General features: G+C 60.5%; 18 protein-coding genes, 1 tRNA gene and 1 pseudogene. 10 read left to right on the top strand and 10 right to left on the bottom strand.

All coding sequences use genetic code 11. The features are described from left to right. Positions 1-56: 56 nt before the first annotated feature. Positions 57-1,070 (bottom strand): pca operon transcription factor PcaQ, encoded by a 1,014-nt coding sequence (gene pcaQ / locus B0G83_RS27470; RefSeq protein WP_258168332.1) that lies wholly within the window; start codon positions 1,068-1,070, stop codon positions 57-59. 107 nt (positions 1,071-1,177) lie between these two features. On the opposite strand from pcaQ, the gene pcaH reads away from it, so the two are divergent. Both pcaH and pcaG read left to right on the top strand, forming a co-directional pair. After that, entirely contained in the window at positions 1,178-1,882 is a 705-nt protein-coding gene (gene pcaH, locus B0G83_RS27465; RefSeq protein WP_105510528.1) for a protocatechuate 3,4-dioxygenase subunit beta, read from the top strand. Positions 1,883-1,885: 3 nt separating this feature from the next. Beyond that, positions 1,886-2,473: a protocatechuate 3,4-dioxygenase subunit alpha gene (gene pcaG / locus B0G83_RS27460; RefSeq protein ID WP_105510527.1), complete on the top strand. Its 588-nt coding sequence runs from the start codon at positions 1,886-1,888 to the stop codon at positions 2,471-2,473. A 184-nt stretch (positions 2,474-2,657) separates the two neighbouring features. Here the strand turns inward: pcaG and B0G83_RS27455 are convergent, their stop codons facing one another. Both B0G83_RS27455 and B0G83_RS27450 read right to left on the bottom strand, forming a co-directional pair. Next, positions 2,658-3,896, bottom strand: coding sequence for a serine hydrolase (locus B0G83_RS27455; protein ID WP_105510526.1), 1,239 nt, complete (start codon positions 3,894-3,896; stop codon positions 2,658-2,660). A 159-nt stretch (positions 3,897-4,055) separates the two neighbouring features. After that, positions 4,056-4,319 (bottom strand): H-NS family nucleoid-associated regulatory protein, encoded by a 264-nt coding sequence (locus tag B0G83_RS27450; protein ID WP_105510525.1) that lies wholly within the window; start codon positions 4,317-4,319, stop codon positions 4,056-4,058. Positions 4,320-4,432: 113 nt separating this feature from the next. Here B0G83_RS27450 and B0G83_RS38290 point away from each other — a divergent pair, with 113 nt between their 5' ends. From B0G83_RS38290 to B0G83_RS27435, 4 genes are all read left to right on the top strand, one after another. Beyond that, positions 4,433-4,774, top strand: a complete 342-nt coding sequence (locus B0G83_RS38290; protein WP_146120304.1) for a hypothetical protein — start codon at positions 4,433-4,435, stop codon at positions 4,772-4,774. 26 nt (positions 4,775-4,800) lie between these two features. Continuing rightward, positions 4,801-5,436 (top strand): LysE family translocator, encoded by a 636-nt coding sequence (locus B0G83_RS27445; protein WP_105510524.1) that lies wholly within the window; start codon positions 4,801-4,803, stop codon positions 5,434-5,436. A 299-nt stretch (positions 5,437-5,735) separates the two neighbouring features. Continuing rightward, a complete protein-coding gene (locus tag B0G83_RS27440; RefSeq protein WP_006047703.1) occupies positions 5,736-5,939 on the top strand; it encodes a cold-shock protein in 204 nt (67 codons plus the stop codon). Positions 5,940-6,228: 289 nt separating this feature from the next. Further along, on the top strand, positions 6,229-6,453 hold the full coding sequence (locus B0G83_RS27435) for a hypothetical protein (protein WP_105510523.1): 225 nt from the start codon (positions 6,229-6,231) through the stop codon (positions 6,451-6,453). Between the two features lie 28 nt (positions 6,454-6,481). On the opposite strand, the gene B0G83_RS27430 is transcribed toward B0G83_RS27435, so the two are convergent. Continuing rightward, entirely contained in the window at positions 6,482-8,113 is a 1,632-nt protein-coding gene (locus tag B0G83_RS27430) for an acyl-CoA synthetase (RefSeq protein ID WP_105510522.1), read from the bottom strand. Positions 8,114-8,205: 92 nt separating this feature from the next. On the opposite strand from B0G83_RS27430, the gene B0G83_RS27425 reads away from it, so the two are divergent. Then, complete coding sequence (locus tag B0G83_RS27425; protein WP_374954945.1) at positions 8,206-9,018, top strand: Crp/Fnr family transcriptional regulator; 813 nt, start codon at positions 8,206-8,208, stop codon at positions 9,016-9,018. Between the two features lie 190 nt (positions 9,019-9,208). After that, the gene (locus tag B0G83_RS27420; protein WP_105510520.1) at positions 9,209-10,768 is read left to right on the top strand and encodes a methyl-accepting chemotaxis protein; all 1,560 of its coding nucleotides are present in this window, start codon (positions 9,209-9,211) and stop codon (positions 10,766-10,768) included. A gap of 135 nt (positions 10,769-10,903) precedes the next feature. Here B0G83_RS27420 and B0G83_RS27415 read toward each other — a convergent pair whose 3' ends face one another. Next, positions 10,904-11,257: a transposase gene (locus B0G83_RS27415; protein ID WP_146120303.1), complete on the bottom strand. Its 354-nt coding sequence runs from the start codon at positions 11,255-11,257 to the stop codon at positions 10,904-10,906. 219 nt (positions 11,258-11,476) lie between these two features. On the opposite strand from B0G83_RS27415, the pseudogene B0G83_RS27410 reads away from it, so the two are divergent. Next, a pseudogene (locus tag B0G83_RS27410) lies at positions 11,477-12,055 on the top strand (porin); the annotation flags it as partial. Positions 12,056-12,215: 160 nt separating this feature from the next. Here B0G83_RS27410 and B0G83_RS27405 read toward each other — a convergent pair. The 4 genes from B0G83_RS27405 to rpoD all read right to left on the bottom strand — a co-directional run bounded on the left by B0G83_RS27405 (position 12,216) and on the right by rpoD (position 17,218). Further along, on the bottom strand, positions 12,216-13,349 hold the full coding sequence (locus tag B0G83_RS27405; protein ID WP_035561201.1) for a porin: 1,134 nt from the start codon (positions 13,347-13,349) through the stop codon (positions 12,216-12,218). 904 nt (positions 13,350-14,253) lie between these two features. Continuing rightward, positions 14,254-14,460, bottom strand: a complete 207-nt coding sequence (locus B0G83_RS27400; protein ID WP_105510599.1) for a hypothetical protein — start codon at positions 14,458-14,460, stop codon at positions 14,254-14,256. A 309-nt stretch (positions 14,461-14,769) separates the two neighbouring features. Then, positions 14,770-14,857 (bottom strand) — tRNA-Ile (locus tag B0G83_RS27395). Positions 14,858-15,010: 153 nt separating this feature from the next. After that, on the bottom strand, positions 15,011-17,218 hold the full coding sequence (gene rpoD, locus B0G83_RS27390) for an RNA polymerase sigma factor RpoD (RefSeq protein ID WP_374954946.1): 2,208 nt from the start codon (positions 17,216-17,218) through the stop codon (positions 15,011-15,013). Here rpoD and B0G83_RS39605 point away from each other — a divergent pair. Then, complete coding sequence (locus B0G83_RS39605) at positions 17,118-17,510, top strand: hypothetical protein (RefSeq protein WP_374954947.1); 393 nt, start codon at positions 17,118-17,120, stop codon at positions 17,508-17,510. The two genes, rpoD and B0G83_RS39605, sit on opposite strands and share 101 nt — an antisense overlap. On the opposite strand, the gene dnaG is transcribed toward B0G83_RS39605, so the two are convergent. Then, a complete protein-coding gene (dnaG, locus tag B0G83_RS27385; protein ID WP_105510517.1) occupies positions 17,507-19,369 on the bottom strand; it encodes a DNA primase in 1,863 nt (620 codons plus the stop codon). The two genes, B0G83_RS39605 and dnaG, sit on opposite strands and share 4 nt — an antisense overlap. Positions 19,370-19,395 lie beyond the last annotated feature (26 nt).

The raw sequence follows: 19,395 nt of genomic DNA, 5'->3' as shown, positions 1-19,395 counted from the left end.
TGCTGCTTGCGATGCCTGGTTCGCGGTGTGTCGTTCACGGCTTGCGCCGGGTAGCGTCAATAGTTCGGCGGCTTCTTTGCAGGCATGCGCTTACGAACGCCTTTGCGCGGGCCCTTTTCCACCGGCTTATCCGCCATCGCCGCCATCCGCCGGCGCGCGACCTCGCGCATCGCATCGATAAACGCGCGTCCCACCGGCGACGGCTGCGTATCCGACCGCCGAATCAATCCGACCGGCTCGTCGGTACCGGCAAAAGGCAACGGCAAACGCACCAGCAGGCCGTGCGCCAGCTCGTATTCCACCGCGCTCTGCGGCACGAACCACACCGCGCCGTTCTCCAGCGTCAGCGCCCGCCCAGTGGACACCGACAGCACTTCAACGAACGCCGACAACGGCGGCACGCCCCACGCGCTCAACAAACTCTCCGCCGACTGCCGGATCAGCGTGCCGAACGGCGGCAACACCACCGGGTAATCTTCCAGCGCACTGGCCGGCAAGCCCGGCCCCAACGCCAGCGGATGCCCGGCTCGCACCACCGCGATCAACGGTTCGCTGAACAACTGCTCGAAGCTCAAACCCACCATGCGCTCAGGATCGGCCAGGCGCCCGATCGCCAATTCGATCGTGCCCGCTTTCAGCCGCTCGAGCAATTCCGGGTTCGCGCCGGTTGCGAGACGCACGATCACGCGCGGCCACAGCACGGCGATCCGCTCCAGCACGGGTGGCATCAACGCCGCCGCGACGGTCGGCAGCACGCCGACCTCCAGCGTGGCCGCCGCCGCGCCTTCCGCGCGCGCCAACAGGTCGACGCCCTGCCGCAACGCGCTGACGCAGGCGCTAGCGTGCGGCATGAAGAGCTGCCCTTCGCGGGTCGGCACCGCACCATGGCGACCGCGCTCGAATAGCTTCACGCCGAGAATCGCCTCGAGTTCGGCGATAGTCTTGGAGACGGCGGGCTGGGTGATCGACAGGCTGTCGGCGGCCCGCTGGACGCTGCCGAACTGCGCAACAGCCAGAAAGCACTGGAGATGACGAAATTTGACGCGGCTATCCGCGAGACTGCGTTGCATAACGTTAGGTTATACGAAAAGAGCGAAAACGTCATTTTTCATAACCGCTCGCGTTGGATACAGTCGCTTCATAAAGCCGTATCCCACAATTGTCGAAGGAGACACCGATGGACGAGTCCTTTCTCACCGCGCGCGACTTCGCGTCTCACCCTGCCTACATTCATCCCGGTTATGGTTCATCGGTCAAACGCGGCCCGACACAGCCGCTGATTCCGTTGAAGGAAAAACTGCGCGACCAGCGGGTGCCGGTGTACGGCACGGAAGACCTCGGCTCGCTCGATCACGACTTGACGCGCAATGCCGTGCGAAACGGCGAGCCGCTCGGCGAACGCATCATCGTGACCGGCCGCGTGCTAGACGAAGGCGGCCGACCGGTACGCAATACGCTGGTCGAGATCTGGCAAGCCAACGCCGCCGGCCGCTATGTGCACAAGGCCGACCAGCACGACGCGCCGCTCGATCCGAACTTCCTCGGCGCGGGCCGCTGCATCACCGACAACGACGGCCGTTACCGCTTTCTGACCATCAAACCGGGCGCGTATCCGTGGGGCAACCACCCGAATGCATGGCGTCCGAACCATATCCACTTTTCGTTGTTCGGCGACCATTTCGGCTCGCGCCTCGTGACGCAGATGTATTTTCCCGGCGACCCGCTGCTCGCGTTCGATCCGATTTTCCAGGGCACGCCGGAACACGCCCGCAGCCTGCTGATCGCGAACTTCTCGCTCGACACCACGCAGGAAGCCTATGCGCTCGGCTACGACTTCGACATCGTGCTGCGCGGCCGCAATCAAACGCCGATGGAGCGCTAAGCCATGACCACCCTCAAGCAAACGCCTTCGCAGACGGTCGGGCCGTACTTCGCCTATGGTCTGTGCCCGCAGCAATACGATTTCGATTTCAGGAGCCTGTTCACGCCCGTGGTGGCCGACCGCGAAGCGGCCGGCGAGCACATCACGATCGTCGGTCAGTTGTTCGACGGCGACGGCAAGGTGATCGGCGACGCGATGCTCGAAGTGTCGCAAGTCGACGCGAACGGCCACTTTCCGGCATCGCGTGAGGAAATCCTGAAGACGGGATTTCGCGGCTTTGCGCGCGTCGGTACCGGAACGGATCCGCACAAGCGCTTTGTGGTGGAGACGGTCAAACCCGGTCGCGTGAGTCCCGATGAAGCGCCGCATCTGAACGTGATCGTGACCATGCGCGGCATGCTGCTGCACACATTCACACGCATCTATTTCGAGGACGAAACCGACGCGAACGCGCAGGACGTCGTGCTGGCAGCGGTCCCAGCGGACCGGCGCGGCACGCTGATCGCACGCCGCGAGCCGAACACCGCCAACGTGTACCGTTTCGACATCCACATGCAAGGTGAGCAGGAAACCGTGTTTTTCGACCTTTGATGTCGTTTTTCTATACTTTCATATCGCTTTCACATACACTGAGCATGATCCGTCCAGCGACTGGATCGCGAAACTCCGAGTAGTTAAGCCCGCCCCGCGCGGGCTTTTTTTTGGCCTGCGGCCTTTGATGCGGCCGCTGAAAAGCGCGAACGGCTGAAAGCTGCAAGCCGCCGGTTGCAAGCTCTCAGCGAAGCGAACAGTGCAGCCAGCGGCTGATGCGCTCCACGTCGGCAATGTGATCGCGCGAGCCTGGCGCGCCGAGCACGACGATATCGACAGGCCGGCCGTGCACTCTCATTCGCACGACGACACAATGGCCTGCCTCGTTGATGAAGCCGGTTTTCTGAAGAACGATCGAACGGTCGCCGCCACGCACCAGCGCATTCGAGTTCACATAACTCAAACGCGCCCGCCCGCCGCCCGGCAAAACCACTTGCGCGCGATCGGTCGAATAGGCGCGAATCAACGGATAACGGCTCGCCGCCGCGACCAGTCGCGACAAATCGCGCGCCGTCGAAACATTGTGCGGCGACAAACCCGTACCGTTCACGAACGACGTATGCCGCATGCCAAGCGCACGGGCCTTCGCATTCATCGCCGCGACGAAGCCCGGCCGTCCGCCCGCGTAATCGCGACTCAGCGCGGCGGCCGCACGGTTCTCCGACGACATCAGCGCAATGTGCAGCATGTCGTGACGCGACAATCTCGACCCCACGCTCAGACGCGAGCCGGTGAACTTGTCGAAATCCTGATCCTGAACGGTAACGTCGAGCGGTGCATTCAACGCGCGTTTGGTGTCGAGCGACACGACCGCCGTCATCAGTTTGGATACCGAAGCGATTGGCATGACCCGATCGGCCTGCTTTTCGGTGAGCACGGTATGCGTGCGTTCGTCCACGACATAAACGGCTTTCGCGCGCAGCAAAGCGCGCGACCGAGGTGTATAACCGCAGCGCGCCAACAGATGCGGCGAACGAGGCGACGCACGCGCGGCCGTGCGCGATGCTGCCGTGGACGTCGCATTGCGCTGTGCGGTCACCGCTGCGGGACGTCGTACGCCGCGTGGCTCGCGCGCATTGCGCGCAGCCTGCTTGCGATGCTTGGTCGCGTGCTGACTGGCATGCATGGGCAACTCGGCGGCCGTCAGCTGCTTGCGTTTATGCGCGACGCGACGCCGCGCGTTGCCGGCAGTGGACTTTTTCGCTTTGTTGGACGGGTGGATTTTCGCTTTCGAAGTGTGCTTCGTTGACGGCACAGCCTGTCGGCTCACGCGAGCGGACGAATGCCGCGCAGACTCATGCGCCGCACCGAACGACGCGCCGACATTCAGCCATAACAGGCCGATGGCCGCGAAACAGCGGAGCCATGCAGGAAAACGACAGGCAGGGAATTCAAACGAGGGACTTCGACGACCGTACGGCATTCAGCTTCCAGTTCTGTGCCGTGTGTGCCCGAAATGGAGTGGACACGAAGCCGGCAACGACCCGGGCGATGGTAAGGCAGATCGTGCCGCCTATCAACGGTAAAGGCACATGTCAGCCGATTCGCCGCGGACTCATCGCCGAGCGAACCGCTTCAGCCGTTAACAACGAAAGTGGTCAATGTTCTGTCCAGCGTGAATGGCACGCTTGAGCCAATCCGGCTTATCGCCATAACCGTCCCAGCTATTGCCGAAAGCGTCGCGGTACAGCACCGCGCGAACCGCATTCGCGTCGGCCTCGATCGATTCGGCCAGCACTTCCAACGTGATGCCGTAGTCTTCCATGCGCCGGCGAATCCAGACGATCTGGCGCTCACGCGCATTCCCGTCGAGGTCGAGCTGCATTTGTCCTTCTCGCTCTTTCATAACGTAGTGGTGTCGAGGCTAGTATGGCTCGCATTGGATAAACAAAAGGCTTCGCTAAACGACGCGAAGCCTATGTGCGAATTCGAATCGGCTGAGCGCAATTCGAATTCGCAATGACGTTCCCTATTCGAGTCGAATTGCACCGGGAAATCATGCCCAACAAATCCTGGATTCCAGAGGGCTCGCCAGTAATCGGTTCGATAGGTTCGAAGGGGATCTGTGTCTCACCCACCATTCGGGGCTTGCTTCTGCGTATGGGCAAGAATTCTAGCATCCAATTTCTTCTGCTTGCAGCAACGGATGGTTTGCGTGCAACGTCGGCTATTCATTTCTTTTTCGGCTATCGCGCGCGCCATTCACGCACTGACGAACTCGCCGACTCACGCGCCAAAGTTACAATAGCCGGCAACAAAGGGAGTCGTTCGATCAGCCAAAGTTCCACCCATACCTGTTGACCCATCCACGCTCAGGAGACACCACCATGCATGCCTCAACCGCCGTCATGACAATTCTTGCCGCGCTCCTGCTCGGCGCAATGAGTCCGGGACCAAGCTTCGTTATCGTGGCACGCAATGCGATCGGACTTTCCCGCAGCGATGGACTTGCTACTGCGCTCGGCATGGGGATCGGCGGTGTGTTTTTTAGCGGCATCGCGTTGCTCGGACTCTATACGCTGCTGGCCACCGTCGAGTGGCTCTACGTGGGCTTGAAAGTGGCGGGTGGACTTTATCTGATCTACCTGGCGTCGAAAATCTGGCGCGGCGCGGCTAAACCGCTCGCCTTCGACGCTTCGCAAGCTGCCGTCACCAATCCGCGCAAATCGTTCTGGATCGGTTTGAGCACACAACTCAGCAATCCGAAGACCGCCGTTTATTACGGCAGCATTTTTGCGGCCCTGCTTCCGCAGCACCCGCCGCTGTGGTGCTACTTCGCCTTGCCGCCCGCAATCTTCGCGATCGAAGCCGGCTGGTACACGATCGTCGCGTTGTGCTTTTCGAGTAAACGCCCGCGCGAAATCTATCTGCAATGGAAAGCGTGGATCGACCGCGTCGCTGCGAGCGCCGTCACCGCGCTGGGTCTGCGTCTGATCCTCACTGCCCATAAAGTGGGCATCTGAAACCTCACCGCTGATCGGCAGTTTGCCGTGTCGCCCGGCACGGCAAACTTCGGACGAACCAGGGCCGCATCGCCAGGCGCGTCGCGTCGGCGATTCGACGTGCCCAGCAAAAAATTTACAAGATAAGGGTTGACGCTGACGCACCTAAACGGTTACTGTGCCACCCGAAGTTCAAGAAGTTCGATTGCTGTTCATCAATGTCTCGCTCCCAAGCGGTATTCGTTGTCCTCTCCCTCCTTGACGCTTCATCCGCTCCTCAACCGAGCACATCTTTTACTATTTTTACTCAAGGATTCTTCATGGATACCGGTACCGTTAAGTGGTTCAACGACAGCAAAGGCTTTGGCTTCATCACCCCGGACAAGGGCGGCGACGACCTGTTCGCGCATTTCTCGGAAATCAGCGGCAATGGCTTCAAGACGCTGGCTGAGAACCAAAAGGTGAGCTTCGAAACGAAGCAAGGCCCGAAGGGTCTGCAAGCGGCTAACATCACGCCGCTGTAAAGTTTGAAGGGCTCGGTGTCCGGCAACGGACACCGGGTTGCAGCGACATCCTCGCGGAGCTTCGTCTCCCACAGTTGGCGCGATCGCTTTTTAGCTGCGAATCATTTCAGCAGCTTGCCTAAGCGCCAATCGCCTCGTTGCACCTCATTCTCCCCTCCGGCTTCAACGCCCATTTTTCGCTTTCCGACTGCGTCAGAATTCGGCTCGCAATGGCTCGAATCAGCTCGTCCGCGTGACTCGCATTAGCGTTCGCACGGCCGGCGCGCACTCGCACATTATTAGAAATAAAATGCAAACCAAACATATTCATCATTACAACGGCTATGCCGTCAAACCCTCGGCGCACCGTTTGCCCGATGGCTCGTTTTCATCCAACCTGCTGCTCGAACGCGCCGACAGCGCGCGCACCGAAGGGCGCTACCAGTTCTATTCGCTCGACTACTTTACGAACGAAGAACAGGCTTTGCAGCACTCGGCGCGCTGGGCCCACCACTGGGTCGACACGCGCGGTTAAACGCGGTCAATCGCCATGGTCACGCGCGCTATTCATGGCCTTCGGCCTTGATTCGCGCGCGCAGTTCGAACTTCTGAATTTTCCCCGTCGACGTCTTCGGTAATTCGCCGAAGCGCACCGCTTTCGGCAATTTGAATCCCGCAAGGAACAGCCGGCAGTGCGCGATGATCTCGTCTTCGGTCACTTGTGCGCCTTCTTTGAGTTCGACGAAGGCGCACGGTACTTCCCCCCATTTCGGATCGGCCATCGCCACCACGGCGGCAACCGATACCGCAGGGTGGCGATACAGCGTGTCTTCGACCTCGATACTCGAAATGTTCTCGCCGCCCGAGATGATGATGTCCTTACTGCGATCGCGAATGCGGATATAGCCGTCAGGCATCCGCACACCGAGATCGCCGGTATGGAACCAGCCGCCACGGAAGCTTGCCTCCGTGGCGCGCTCGTTCTTCAGATAGCCCTTCATGCAGATATTGCCGCGGAACATGATCTCGCCGAGCGTTTCGCCGTCGGCGGATACGAGCTCATGCGTGTCAGGATCGAGCACCGTCACCGCCGCTTGCAAGTGATAACGCACGCCTTGCCGCGCGTTCATTTCGGCGCGTGCGCTGTCGTCGAGTGCGTCCCACGCGTCCTGTTTCGCGCAGACGGCCGCCGGCCCATAGGTTTCGGTGAGCCCGTACACGTGCGTCAAATCGAAACCGATCTCCTTCATCTTCGCGATCACGGCCGGCGCGGGGGCCGCGCCCGCCACCATCGTCGACACGCGATGCGCGATGCCCTCGCGCCATTCCGCCGGCGCATTGGCAAGCGCGCTCTGCACGATCGGCGCGCCGCAATAATGCGTGATGCCTTCGCGACGAATCAGGTCGAACACCGTCTTCGCATCGAATCTGCGCAGACAGACATTGACGCCGGCGCGTGCGGCAACGGTCCACGGAAAACACCAGCCATTGCAGTGAAAAAGCGGCAGCGTCCATAGATAGACCGCGTGTTTGGGCATGTCCCATTCGAGGATATTGCTGAGCGCATTCAGATAGGCGCCGCGATGGTGATAGACCACGCCCTTCGGATCGCCGGTCGTGCCCGACGTATAGTTCAGCGCGATGGCGTCCCATTCGTCGACGGGCATCGTCCACGCGAAAACGGCGTCGCCACCTTGCAGAAACGCTTCATAGTCGGTCGCGCGGATGAACTTCGCGGCGTCCGCCGGTATCGCGTCGGCCACGCTGATTACCCGCAGCTCAGGAAACTCCAGCGCCGCCCGATGCGCGAATTCGCCGTATTCCGTATCGACGATCAACGCCTTCGCCTCGCCATGACGCAGCATGAAGAGCAGCGACGACACGTCGAGCCGCGTATTCAGCGTATTGAGCACGGCGCCGGCCATCGGCACGCCGAAATGCGCTTCTATCATCGGAGGAATGTTGGGCAGCAAGGCGGCCACCGTGTCGCCCCGCTCGATACCGGCCTGCCGCAGCGCGCTGGCCAGACGCCGCGCACGCTCGTACGTCTCGCGCCAGGTGCGGCGAATCTCCCCGTGGACGACCGCCAGCCGCTCACCGTAGACTTCGGCCGCGCGCACGATGAAATCGATCGGCGTCAGCGGGACATAATTGGCCTCACGTCGCTCCAGGCCTTCTTCGAACATGTGCTTCATCGCTTCGTCTCCTGAGGCGCTGGCCGCGCCGTCGCTTATTCTGGTGGGTAAGCTAGCCTAGCAAGTGACATGGTGAACTGTCTGTCATTCAAATGACAGACTGGTTCGCCCCAACGCATGCCGCCCAACTTCCGCCGAGCCCGCCACCCGAGCCACTTATGAACGACGCTCCGCTCCCCGTCCTCACGGACACTCACCCGCACCGGCCCGAACGGGTCGCGCGCGACGCCCTGCCGGGCCTGTTTGCCACCTGCGCGTGGTTCCGCGCACTCGCTGCCGAGCATCAGGCGATGGTCCTCGCCAGCGCTCACGCCGAGCGTCTGGAGGGCGGCGCGTGGATCGCCCGCCGCCAGGAGCCGTCGGACTACTGGATCGGCGTGCATAGCGGCCTCATCAAGCTCGCCATCTACAACGCGTCGGGGCGCAGTTGCACGCTGTCGGGCGTGCCGCCTGGCGGCTGGTTCGGCGAAGGCAGCGTGATCAAGCGCGAACTGCGCAAGTACGACGTGGCCGCGATTCAACCTTCGCTCGTCATGTTCGTGCCGTCGGCGACTTTCCATGCGCTGCTGGAGTCGAGCCTGCCGTTCACCGGCTTCGTGATCCGGCAATTGAACAACCGGATGGGCGAGTTCATCGCGTCGATCCAGAATAGCCGGCTGCTCGATGTGGATGCACGCGTCGCGCAATCGCTGGCGCAATTGTTCAATCCCGATCTGTATCCCGACACTGGTCGCACGCTCTTTATTTCGCAGGAAGAAGTCGGCCTGTTAGCGGGCGTATCGCGTCAACGGATCAATCAGGCGCTGCAAAACCTCGAGAAGCTGCAGATTTTGCGCCTCTCGTACAATCAGATCCACGTGCTCGACCTCGAGCGTCTGGGCGCATTTGGTCGCGAGCAAATCTAGCGGCCACGCGCCGCACGGCGCCTCATCCCCCTCTCTTCGCAACGGCCGCCTGAACGCGGCCGTTTTGCTTTCCCGCGCCTAAATTTTCAGCAGATGGATAAAGAAAGCGCGACAGCAGCCGTTATGCGGACTATGCAGCGCAGATTGCAGCCGCCCCTATTCCGAGCCCAACGCATCGTCGAAACCGATAATGAACCGTCTGACACTGAAGCAGAAACTGTGGGTGCCGTTGCTGTTGTGCTGGGTCGCGCTCCTGATCGTGACCGTTGTGAACGCGTTCGACGCACGTAACGCCCAGATGGACGCACGCCAGGCCGATCTGGCTGACGTCACCGATATGGCGGCGTCGATCGTCGCGGACTACGCCAGGCAGGCCGACGCCGGCAAGCTCTCCGTCGATCAGGCCAAACAGCAGGCCATCGCCCGCGTCAACGCGCAGCGTTACGGCGCGTCCGGCTACGTGACGATCGTGCGCAGCGATTCGGTGATGATCGATCACCCGATGAGCCCGAAGCTGAACGGTAAGGACATGAGCGGCTTCCGCGACGCGAAGGGCAATGCGCTCTATCACGACATCGCTCAAGCGGGCGGCTCGGCGGGCGGTTCGGGCTTTTTGCGCTACTGGTGGCCGAAACCCGGCGAAACGACGCCGAGCGAAAAGATCGGCTATGTGAAGCGTTTTGCGCCTTGGGGCTGGGACTTTATCGCCGGCGCCTATATGGACGACATTCAGGCGCAGTTCTACGCGACGTTGGCCCGTTCGGCCGGCATGCTCGTGGTGCTGGGCGTGCTGGTCTCGTTTGTCGCTTCGCGCGTGGTGCGCAACGTGTCGCGCTCGATCGGCGGCGAACCGGCCACGGCGGCCGCGATCGCCATGCAGATAGCGCGCGGCGATCTCGCCACCCGCATCGACCTGCGCCGCGACGACACGTCGAGCCTGCTGTTCTCGCTGCGCGAAATGCGCGATCAACTGGCGGCCACCATCGCACGCATCAAGACGTCCGCGGAGACGATCACGATTGCGTCGAAGGAAATCGCCGCGGGCAACCTGGACCTGTCGAGCCGCACCGAGGAACAGGCCGCGTCGTTGCAGCAAACCGCCGCCAGCATGGATGAACTCACCAAGACCGTCACGCAGAATGCCGACAACGCGGCCACTGCGTCGGAACTGGCGACAGACGCCTCAAGCATCGCCGCACGCGGCGGTCAGGTGGTCAACGACGTGGTGCAGAAAATGGCCGGCATCACCGATAGTTCGCGCAAGATCGGCGAAATCATCAGCGTGATCGAAGGCATTGCGTTTCAAACCAATATTCTTGCGTTGAACGCGGCGGTCGAAGCCGCCCGCGCTGGCGAGGAAGGGCGCGGCTTCGCGGTGGTCGCGGGTGAGGTGCGCAATCTCGCACAGCGCAGCGCGACGGCGGCCAAGGAGATCAAGGTGTTGATCGATCAGTCGGTGACGCAAGTCGGCGAAGGTTCGACGCTGGCCGGCCGTGCCGGCAGCACAATCGGCGAAGTGGTCGATGCGGTGCGCCGCGTGACGGCCATCATCAACGAGATTTCGGCGGCTTCCAAGGAGCAGAGCTCGGGCATCGGTGAGGTCAACCTCGCGATCCGTCAGATGGACGACGTCACGCAACGCAACGCCGCGCTCGTCGAGCAGGCCGCGGCAGCGGCGGGTTCGCTCGATGAGCAGACCGAGCGTCTGCAGCATGCCGTTGCGGTGTTCAAGGTCGAGCAGCGCGCGTAGCCGGTTGGTGGATGGCGCCGCATCGGGCGCGAGAAGCTTCAAAGAAAAAACCGTCACGGGGAATCGATGCCCGGTGACGGTTTTTTCTTTTGAAACTTAGATTACTCAACAAAAATGGACGATGCCCGCTGCGATTTACGCGGCCCGCACGTCGCTTCTTCGCGTGAGTGGCCGCTCGAGCATATCGTCGCTGCCAAACAACGTGAACGCGATATCGGCCAGCACACCTGACTTCTTCCAGCGCAGGTAATAACGATGTGCCGTCTGATACGGCGCATAGCGCTCGGGCATCGCGCTCCACGGCGCGCGTGTGCGTAGCACCCATATCACGCTATTCATCACGCGGCGAATGTCGATACTGGGACGGCCACGCCGTGGCCCGTGCTCCTTCATTTCGGGCAGCAGCGGCACAATGCGGTGCCATTGCTCGTCCGTGAGATCGTGAACGACCGGTGCGTGGGTCAGCGGATTTGAAGCGAGAGTATTCATGCAGTAAAAACGTGCCTGCAGCACACGTGCTAGCGTCGCCGCGAAAATAAGTCGATCAGTGAATGAATTTCAGACTAACGCAAGCAAGCATTCGCGAAAGTTAATTCTTGTCAGATGCACGTAGACAAATGTCAATAAACGCAACGATTTATTGTGCCAAAGGACTTTTGGCGTGGTGAGGAGGGTGATTTATTGTCGGCGCCCACGGCTCGCTAGAAGGGCGTGGGCGGTTTCTCCGGACAGGTTCCGGGTCATCTCGGCGCGGGCAATAAGATCGGCTTCACGTTGTCATACGTGGCCGGTCCATCGAGCGTCGCGGCCGGGGTGCAGCAGAGCAGCGACAACAGCAATCACAAACAAACTCGCTGCAACGCGGACACGGTCTATGCCTTCAGCACGGCGAACGTGTACATCGGCTATCTGCATTCGAAGGACGACACCGGTTTTGTCGACAGCGCATTGGTGCAACAGCCGCTGGTGCAAGGCGTCGACACTCTGAAGGGATCAGGTCGGGTCGACAACGGCCCGTTTGCCGGCGTGACCTGGCAGGCTATCCACGCGCTGATGCTGACCGGTGCGGCGTACTACGACCACATGTCGAATGCGGCGATCGGTAACGGTTTGCTGGGCAGCGGCAATCGCTATACGTTCGTGGCGCCGGCGGAATACGCGCTGTCGAAGCGCACCGAGGTATACGGCACGGTCGATTTCGACAGGGTGTCGGGCGCTGCCTCGGTCGAGTTGCCGGGCAAAAACAGTCAGACCGGCGTTGCGCTCGGTCTGCGGACGATTTTCTGAAGCGTCTGAATCAGCGGTGGGCCCGCTCGGGGCTGCTCGGACTTTGCTGGGCGCGCGGCGTCTGGCGTCCCGATGGGGCGCCGCTCATCAATATCTTTCGCCCATAAAAAAAGGTGCCGCGAACGGCACCTTTTCCACAACAACTAGCTTCGGTGGAAGCTTAGAAGCGGTGACGCAGACCGACCGTAGCAGCCGTCTGGTTCTTCGACGACGACGGCAGTTGCGAGTTGTCGCCGCTGTAGATCGAAGCGACACCGCCGTCGCCCATTGCGTGCTGGTACACGGCTTGAGCGTAGACGTCCGTACGACGCGACAGCGAGTAGTCAGCTTGCACGCCGATCTGGTGGTAGCGAACCGATTCCGAACCACCGTTGGCAGCAACGCCGTAGCCCTTGCCGTCGGTGAACGTGTACGCAACGCCCAGGCTCATAGCCGGCGTCAGGTTGTACTTGCCGTTGACTTCGTAGTTGTTAGCGCGCAGCGACTGTGCACCACCGACGAAGTTGTCCGAACGCGATTGCGTCCATGCCAGACCCAGCGTAGCCGGACCGAATGCGTACGAACCAGCAAAGCCGAATTCACGCTGACGGAAGCTGCCGACGTTACCTGCCAGTGCGTTGACGTACGAACCGTCAGACGCGCCGCCGTTGCCTGCGCCCGGGTTGTTTTGCTGTGCGTAAGCAGCGCCCAGGTGCAGACCTTGCCACTGGTATGCAGCACCAACGCTGTATTCGCGGTTGTTTGCGAATGCACCAGCCTGGTTCGAGAAGCCGTACGTGCCGCCGAACGTGAAGCCAGCGTAGTTAGCGCTCGAGTACTTGATCGAGTTGTTGACCGAGTAGCCGCCGTTTGTGCTCAGGTTGTCGTTGTTGAACGGGTGAGCGAAGTACGTACCGCCCCAGCTGCCCGTTGCGGTCAGCGGTGCCAGGTAGTCTTGTGCTGCGTCATATTGACGACCCAGCGTGACCGTACCGAATTGCGCGCTCGACAGACCGACGAACGACTGACGGTTGAACATGCCGTTGTTGTTAGCGAACTTGCCGTTGTTGATGTTGAAGCCGCTTTCCAACGTGAAGATTGCCTTCAGACCGCCGCCCAGATCTTCCGAACCACGCAGACCGAACATGCTTTGGTTGATGCCACCGCTACCTGCCGAGTACTTTGCGTTGTGGTTGACGTTGCTGGTGTACGTCAGGCCTGCGTCGAGCAAACCATACAGGGTCACGCTGCTTTGTGCGTGAGCGACGGATGCGAACGATGCGGCAACCGCAACAACGATGAGACTCTTTTTCATGCGTGGGACTCCTGTTCGATAAATTTACGCGGGGAGCGGGACCTGCCTCAGCAGCGCATGCGTTGCATCCACTGCTGCCCGTGTTCGCCGAACCGTTTTCCGCTCGGCAGCCGGGCACCCTTGAAACGAAGCGTGAGTGTAGGGGGCGACCCTGGTGGTAACGCCCGCAATTTACACAACAGGATTTTTCAGAATCCGCAACAATCCGAGCGCACTGGGCATTAAGTCGTTGTTTTTCATGCATTTATCGCAACATCGCAAAGGTCTGACGCCTGCTCTAGCCACAAGTCATTTGCAATCTCTCAATATTAAAAGTTGTGCGTATGCAACAGTGTTTAATACCCGTGACGTAATCGGGTCGGACCCAATAGCGACGAGCGCCGGTATATTGCTCGAAAATGAGGCAATGAGAAAGTGCCCATTACAGAGGGGAGTAAATTTATTTTAGAAAGACGGGAACTTAATTCAGAAAATACGGTCCCTGCATTTAAATGCCGGTTAACTCGCGATATCTGATGCGAGTCATTAATGTCTTTACAGGTCTTTACAACGGAAGTAGCCGCGAATTCAATTCTTGGTCAATTCGCGCGGCCCGGATGCCGCTGGGCCAAGCGTTGCCATAATTTGGCCGCCCAAGAAAAAACCGCCATGGGGCGGTCTGATGAAATCCGGCTTTAGTCGCTCACGTCCAGTCAGCGCTGCGACAAGCGCGCGCGTCAACAGTAAAGCCTTCGGCACGGGCATTGCCCGGAGGTAAATTGCGGCGCCGACCGCCGCGTGACAAAAACCCGTGCTGAAAGCGGACGGCAAACATCGAACAGCCTTCCGTCTTCATTTAACGGCGAAGCAGCGCCATTTTTTACACGGAGTTTCCCTAATTACCGGCAAGGCTTACCTTGTGAATTCAGTGGCGGTCCAGCCGGGAGCGCGGCACCTCGTCCGCCGACGCACTCAGGAACGGCTCGAGTCCAAATAGCCAGGCAAAGCAGAACGTCGCGCGCGTCAGCACAGAAATTTGCCTGCGCGGTACGGCTTCCCCGCCGTCTTCCACGGATGAAGCCAACAACGATTGAGGCGGAACGAATTCGGTAACGGTGTGGTCGGGTCGCATGATAGTTCTCGTTATGGGTACGGTCGTGACGCCGACACTGAGCAAACCACGTGCCACGCGGGCAAGGACGGATTTCAGGATCGTACCGGGGTGAGATTAGCGGAACGCCGCGGATCAATCTGTGCGCTTGACCGCCAACGAGAAACCCTGAAACGGCACGATGGCCTGGCGGAGATAGCAAGGCGTATCGACATACGCCAATCCGAATTAATCACGCGGCGTAAGCGCCTTATCGCCGCACGCCGTTATTGATTTCAAGCCGCAAAAACGAAAAAGGGTTTCGAAGTCTCGAAACCCTTTTTACGTTTATGGTGGGCCGGGTCGGATTCGAACCGACGGTGTCCTTTCGGAGGCGGATTATGAGTCCGCTGCCTGCAACCAGCACGGCGTCCGGCCCAAGAAAAAGACCCGGTCTTGAAGGCCGGGCCGATTCATTGATTGGCCGACATACTACACGAAAAAGGGGCCTCCGCAACCGCCTCGCTCTCGCGAAACAACCGGGAAGCCCCTTCAAACCGCTATGTGGATTACTACACGCCACCAGCGTCGCTCAATTCCCTTCGAGGAACGACTTCAGCTTGTCCGAACGGCTCGGATGACGCAGCTTGCGCAGCGCCTTCGCCTCGATCTGACGGATCCGTTCACGCGTCACGTCGAACTGTTTGCCGACTTCTTCGAGCGTGTGATCGGTGCTCATCTCGATACCGAAACGCATGCGTAGCACCTTCGCTTCGCGCGGCGTCAGCGAGTCGAGCACGTCTTTCACGACGTCGCGCATGCTGGCATGCAAAGCCGCATCCGCCGGCGCCACCGTGTTCGTATCTTCGATGAAGTCGCCCAGATGCGAATCGTCGTCGTCACCGATCGGCGTTTCCATGGAGATCGGCTCTTTCGCGATCTTCATGATCTTGCGGATCTTGTCTTCCGGCATTTCCATCTTCTCGGCCAACGTTGCCGGATCCGGCTCGAGACCGGTTTCCTGCAGAATCTGACGCGAGATACGGTTCATCTTGTTGATCGTTTCGATCATGTGAACCGGAATCCGGATCGTGCGCGCCTGGTCGGCGATCGAACGCGTAATGGCCTGGCGAATCCACCACGTGGCGTACGTGGAGAACTTGTAGCCGCGACGATATTCGAACTTGTCCACCGCCTTCATCAGGCCGATATTGCCTTCCTGAATCAGGTCGAGGAACTGCAGACCACGGTTCGTGTACTTCTTCGCAATCGAGATCACGAGACGCAAGTTCGCCTCGGTCATTTCACGCTTGGCCTGCCGCGCCTTCAGTTCGCCGGCAGCCATCTGACGGTTGGTTTCCTTCAGGTCCTTCAGCGGCAGTACGACCCGCGCCTGCAGGTCCAGCAGACGCTGTTGCTGCTCGCGAATAGCCGGAATGTTCCGCGTGAGGATCGCGCTGTAGGCGTGACCCTCGCCGACAATCCGGTCGGCCCATTCGAGATCCGTTTCGCTGCCCGGAAAACGCGCGATGAACTCCGCACGCGGCATGCCGCACTTGTCGACCACCGTATGCAGAATCTGACGTTCGACCTGGCGCACTTCGTCCACTTGCGCGCGCAACGTATCGCACAGACGCTCGACCGTACGCGCGGTGAAGCGGATCGTCATCAGTTCGTTCTGGATCGTTTCCTGAGCCTTCAAATACGACTTGGACTTGTAGCCCTCTTTCTCGAACGCGCGACGCATCTTGTCGAACCATTCGCTGATGAGGGCAAACTTCTCGAGCGACGCACGCTTGAGCGCTTCCATCTGCGCTGCGTTAGCCGTGGCTTGCGCCGTGCCGTCGTCTTCTTCCTCGTCTTCGTCGGACTCTTCTTCGACTTCTTCTTCGTCGCTCTCGATCGCTTCCGCCTCTTGCGCGGAGAAGCCGTCCGCGTCTTCCGCATTGGCGTCGATCAGACCGTCGACCAGTTCGTCGATCCGGATTTCCTCGTTCGCGACCCGCTCAGCCATGGCGAGGATGTCGGCGATCGTGGTCGGGCACGCTGAGATCGCCATCACCATGTGCTTCAACCCGTCTTCGATCCGCTTGGCGATTTCGATTTCGCCTTCGCGCGTCAGCAGCTCGACCGTGCCCATTTCGCGCATGTACATGCGGACCGGGTCGGTGGTGCGGCCGAATTCGGAGTCGACGGTGGAAAGCGCGACTTCGGCTTCCTCTTCCACTTCGTCGTCCGACGAAGCGGCGGGTGCGTTGTCGTTCAGCAGTAGCGTTTCAGCGTCCGGGGCCTGTTCATACACCGCCACGCCCATGTCGTTGAACGTGCTGATGATGCCTTCGATCGCCTCGGTCTCGGTGAAGTTGTCCGGCAGGTGGTCGTTGATTTCGGCGTACGTGAGGAAGCCGCGCTCCTTGCCGAGCTTGATCAGCGCGCGCAGTTTGGAACGACGCTCCTCGAGTTCCTCGACCGTGCCAGGCTGTGACGACGCGAACGCGTCTTTCAGCAGCGCTTTTTCCTTTGCACGACGGTCGCGAGCCTTGACCTTTTCCACTTTGGCCGGAGCCGCGGCGGCAGGGGTTTCTTCGCTTTGGGTTGCTTCGTCATCGACGGGTACTTCATTCAGCTTTTTCGTCATGGAGTTCGCCGTACCGGCTGTAGTCTCGACTCGCGGCTGGTGGACGCCAGCCGGTTGAACCGTGGATACTGGAACCTCGCGGACTGCCGCATCGTCCTGCGCGACAACCGCTTCCCTTGCGCTTCTGACACCCGGCCGCTTCGTGACCGGTGGTGATACCACTCTCGCTGCCTTGACCGGCTCCGCTCGCGCAGCCGAACTGGTCAAGGATTTCTTCCCCGCAACCGGTGCAACACTGACGGTAGACGTTTTTCTGGCGGAAGAATCTAGCCTGGCCTCGGTGACCTTCTTTCGGGTCGGCTCCTTCGAGCCTGTGCCTGCCGCTTTATTTCCGCCTGTAGTCTTTGCCATCGCATCGCCCTTCGCCTATCGGCCTTTGCTAGGAAAACCCTTTGAAAAACAAACCGCTGGAAACCTTTTATTATACCACTCCGACCCTCGGCAACCCGCCTAGAGCCCCAGCTGGCGCTTCATGTCGGCCCGCTTCCGGTTCAACTCGGACAGTTCCGCAAACTCCTCCGGCGTGTGCCGGGATTGCCGCGAAAGTTGTTCAAGACGATCGCAATAAGCGTCGTACCGCATCTTCAGGATGGCGGCTTTCAATTCCTCGCCGACAATCCGCTCCTGCTCGCGCCGTTCCTCGATGACGGTCGCATCCTCCGGGTCCTTCAGCAGCAAATCCCGGACATTTTCATCATAGTCTAGAATTTTGCGAAAGATTTCCTCGAAAGTTGGGGCGTTTGCGCCGTTTCGCAATAGATCGGACAGCAACTGAAACTCCGCCGAATCGCCCAGCGCACGCGCGTGCGTCGTCACTTCTTCGAACAGCTCGCCGTGCCGTGTCACCGACAGAAGCGCCTGTTCGGCGTCTTCGTCGAGCACCGCCACCGTGCGCGGGTACATCACCAGATTGCGCAGCGTTTTCTCTTCGATCCCGGTCACGCTGCGCCGGTCTTTGCGGGCCGGCGCAGCACGGGCGGCCGCCGCGATTCTCGAATCGACCTCGCAGAGGGCCGCCACTTCGTCGAACGGCACGTCGAGCCGGTCGGCGAACATATGCATGATCTGGGCGCGCAGCGCGTTGGCCGGCAGCGCCTGCAACAAGGGCTTGGCGTCGAACAGCGCGCGGGCCCGGCCTTCCGGCTGATCCAGTTCCTTGCCGGTCAGCACTTCATTGAGCATGAATTGCGACAGCGGCATAGCGCGCTCGACCTGCTCGGCAAACGCCTCGGTGCCAAATTCGCGCACGTAGCTGTCCGGATCGTGCTCGGACGGCAGAAACAGGAAGCGGATGGTGCGATTGTCGGCCGCGTGCGGCAGACAGGCGTCCAGCGCGCGGCGCGCGGCGCGACGCCCCGCCGAGTCGCCGTCGAAACTGAAAATGACCGTATCGGTCTGACGCATCAGTTTCTGCACATGAACCGGCGTGCAGGCCGTGCCGAGCGTCGCGACCGCGTTCTGGAACCCCAACTGAGCCAGTGCGACCACATCCATATAGCCTTCGACCACCAGCACGTAATGCTGTTCGCGAATCGCCAGACGTGCCTCGAATAGCCCATACAGCTCGCTGCCTTTGTTAAATAGCGGCGTTTCGGGCGAATTCAAATATTTCGGCTCGCCGCTGTCCAATACCCGGCCGCCGAAGCCGATCACCTGCCCCTTCACATTGCGGATCGGGAACATGATCCGCTCGCGAAAGCGGTCGTAACGGCGGTTCTGACCCTGCGCGTCCGACTTTTCGCTAACAATCACCAGTCCCGACTCGACCAGCGAATCGTCCCGATAGTTAGGAAATGCCGGTTCGAGGTTCTGCCAGCCGTCCGGGGCGTAGCCGAGCCCGAAGCGGGCCGCGATTTCGCCGGTCAAGCCGCGCTTCTTCAGATACTGAATCGCGGTCGGCGCGCTGCGCAGTTGCTTGCGGTAGAAGTCGCAGGCAGTTTGCATGACGTCGGAAAGCGCCGTGGTGACCGCTTTGGACGCCGCCGGCGCATACCCGCCGCCCCCGCCATACCCCGGCGACGGCTCGTTCGGCACGGTCAGGCCGACCGATTGCGCCAGATCGTTGACGGCCTCGGGGAACGACGAGCCAACGTGTTCCATCAGGAACCCGATTGCCGTGCCATGCGCACCGCAGCCAAAGCAGTGATAGAACTGTTTAGTCGGACTAACCGTAAACGAGGGGCTTTTCTCGTTGTGAAACGGGCACAGCCCCATGAAGTTCGCGCCGCCCTTTTTCAGCTGCACATACCGGCCGACCACGTCGACGATATCGACGCGGTTGAGCAGGTCCTGCAGAAATGACGGAGGAATCACAGTAAATGACGCTACCTGAAAAGCTC

The organism is Paraburkholderia sp. BL21I4N1 (assembly GCF_002973525.1).
Lineage (GTDB): Bacteria > Pseudomonadota > Gammaproteobacteria > Burkholderiales > Burkholderiaceae > Paraburkholderia.
Note: the sequence above shows the minus strand (reverse complement) of the source record. Positions and strands in the feature narration are given on the sequence as shown.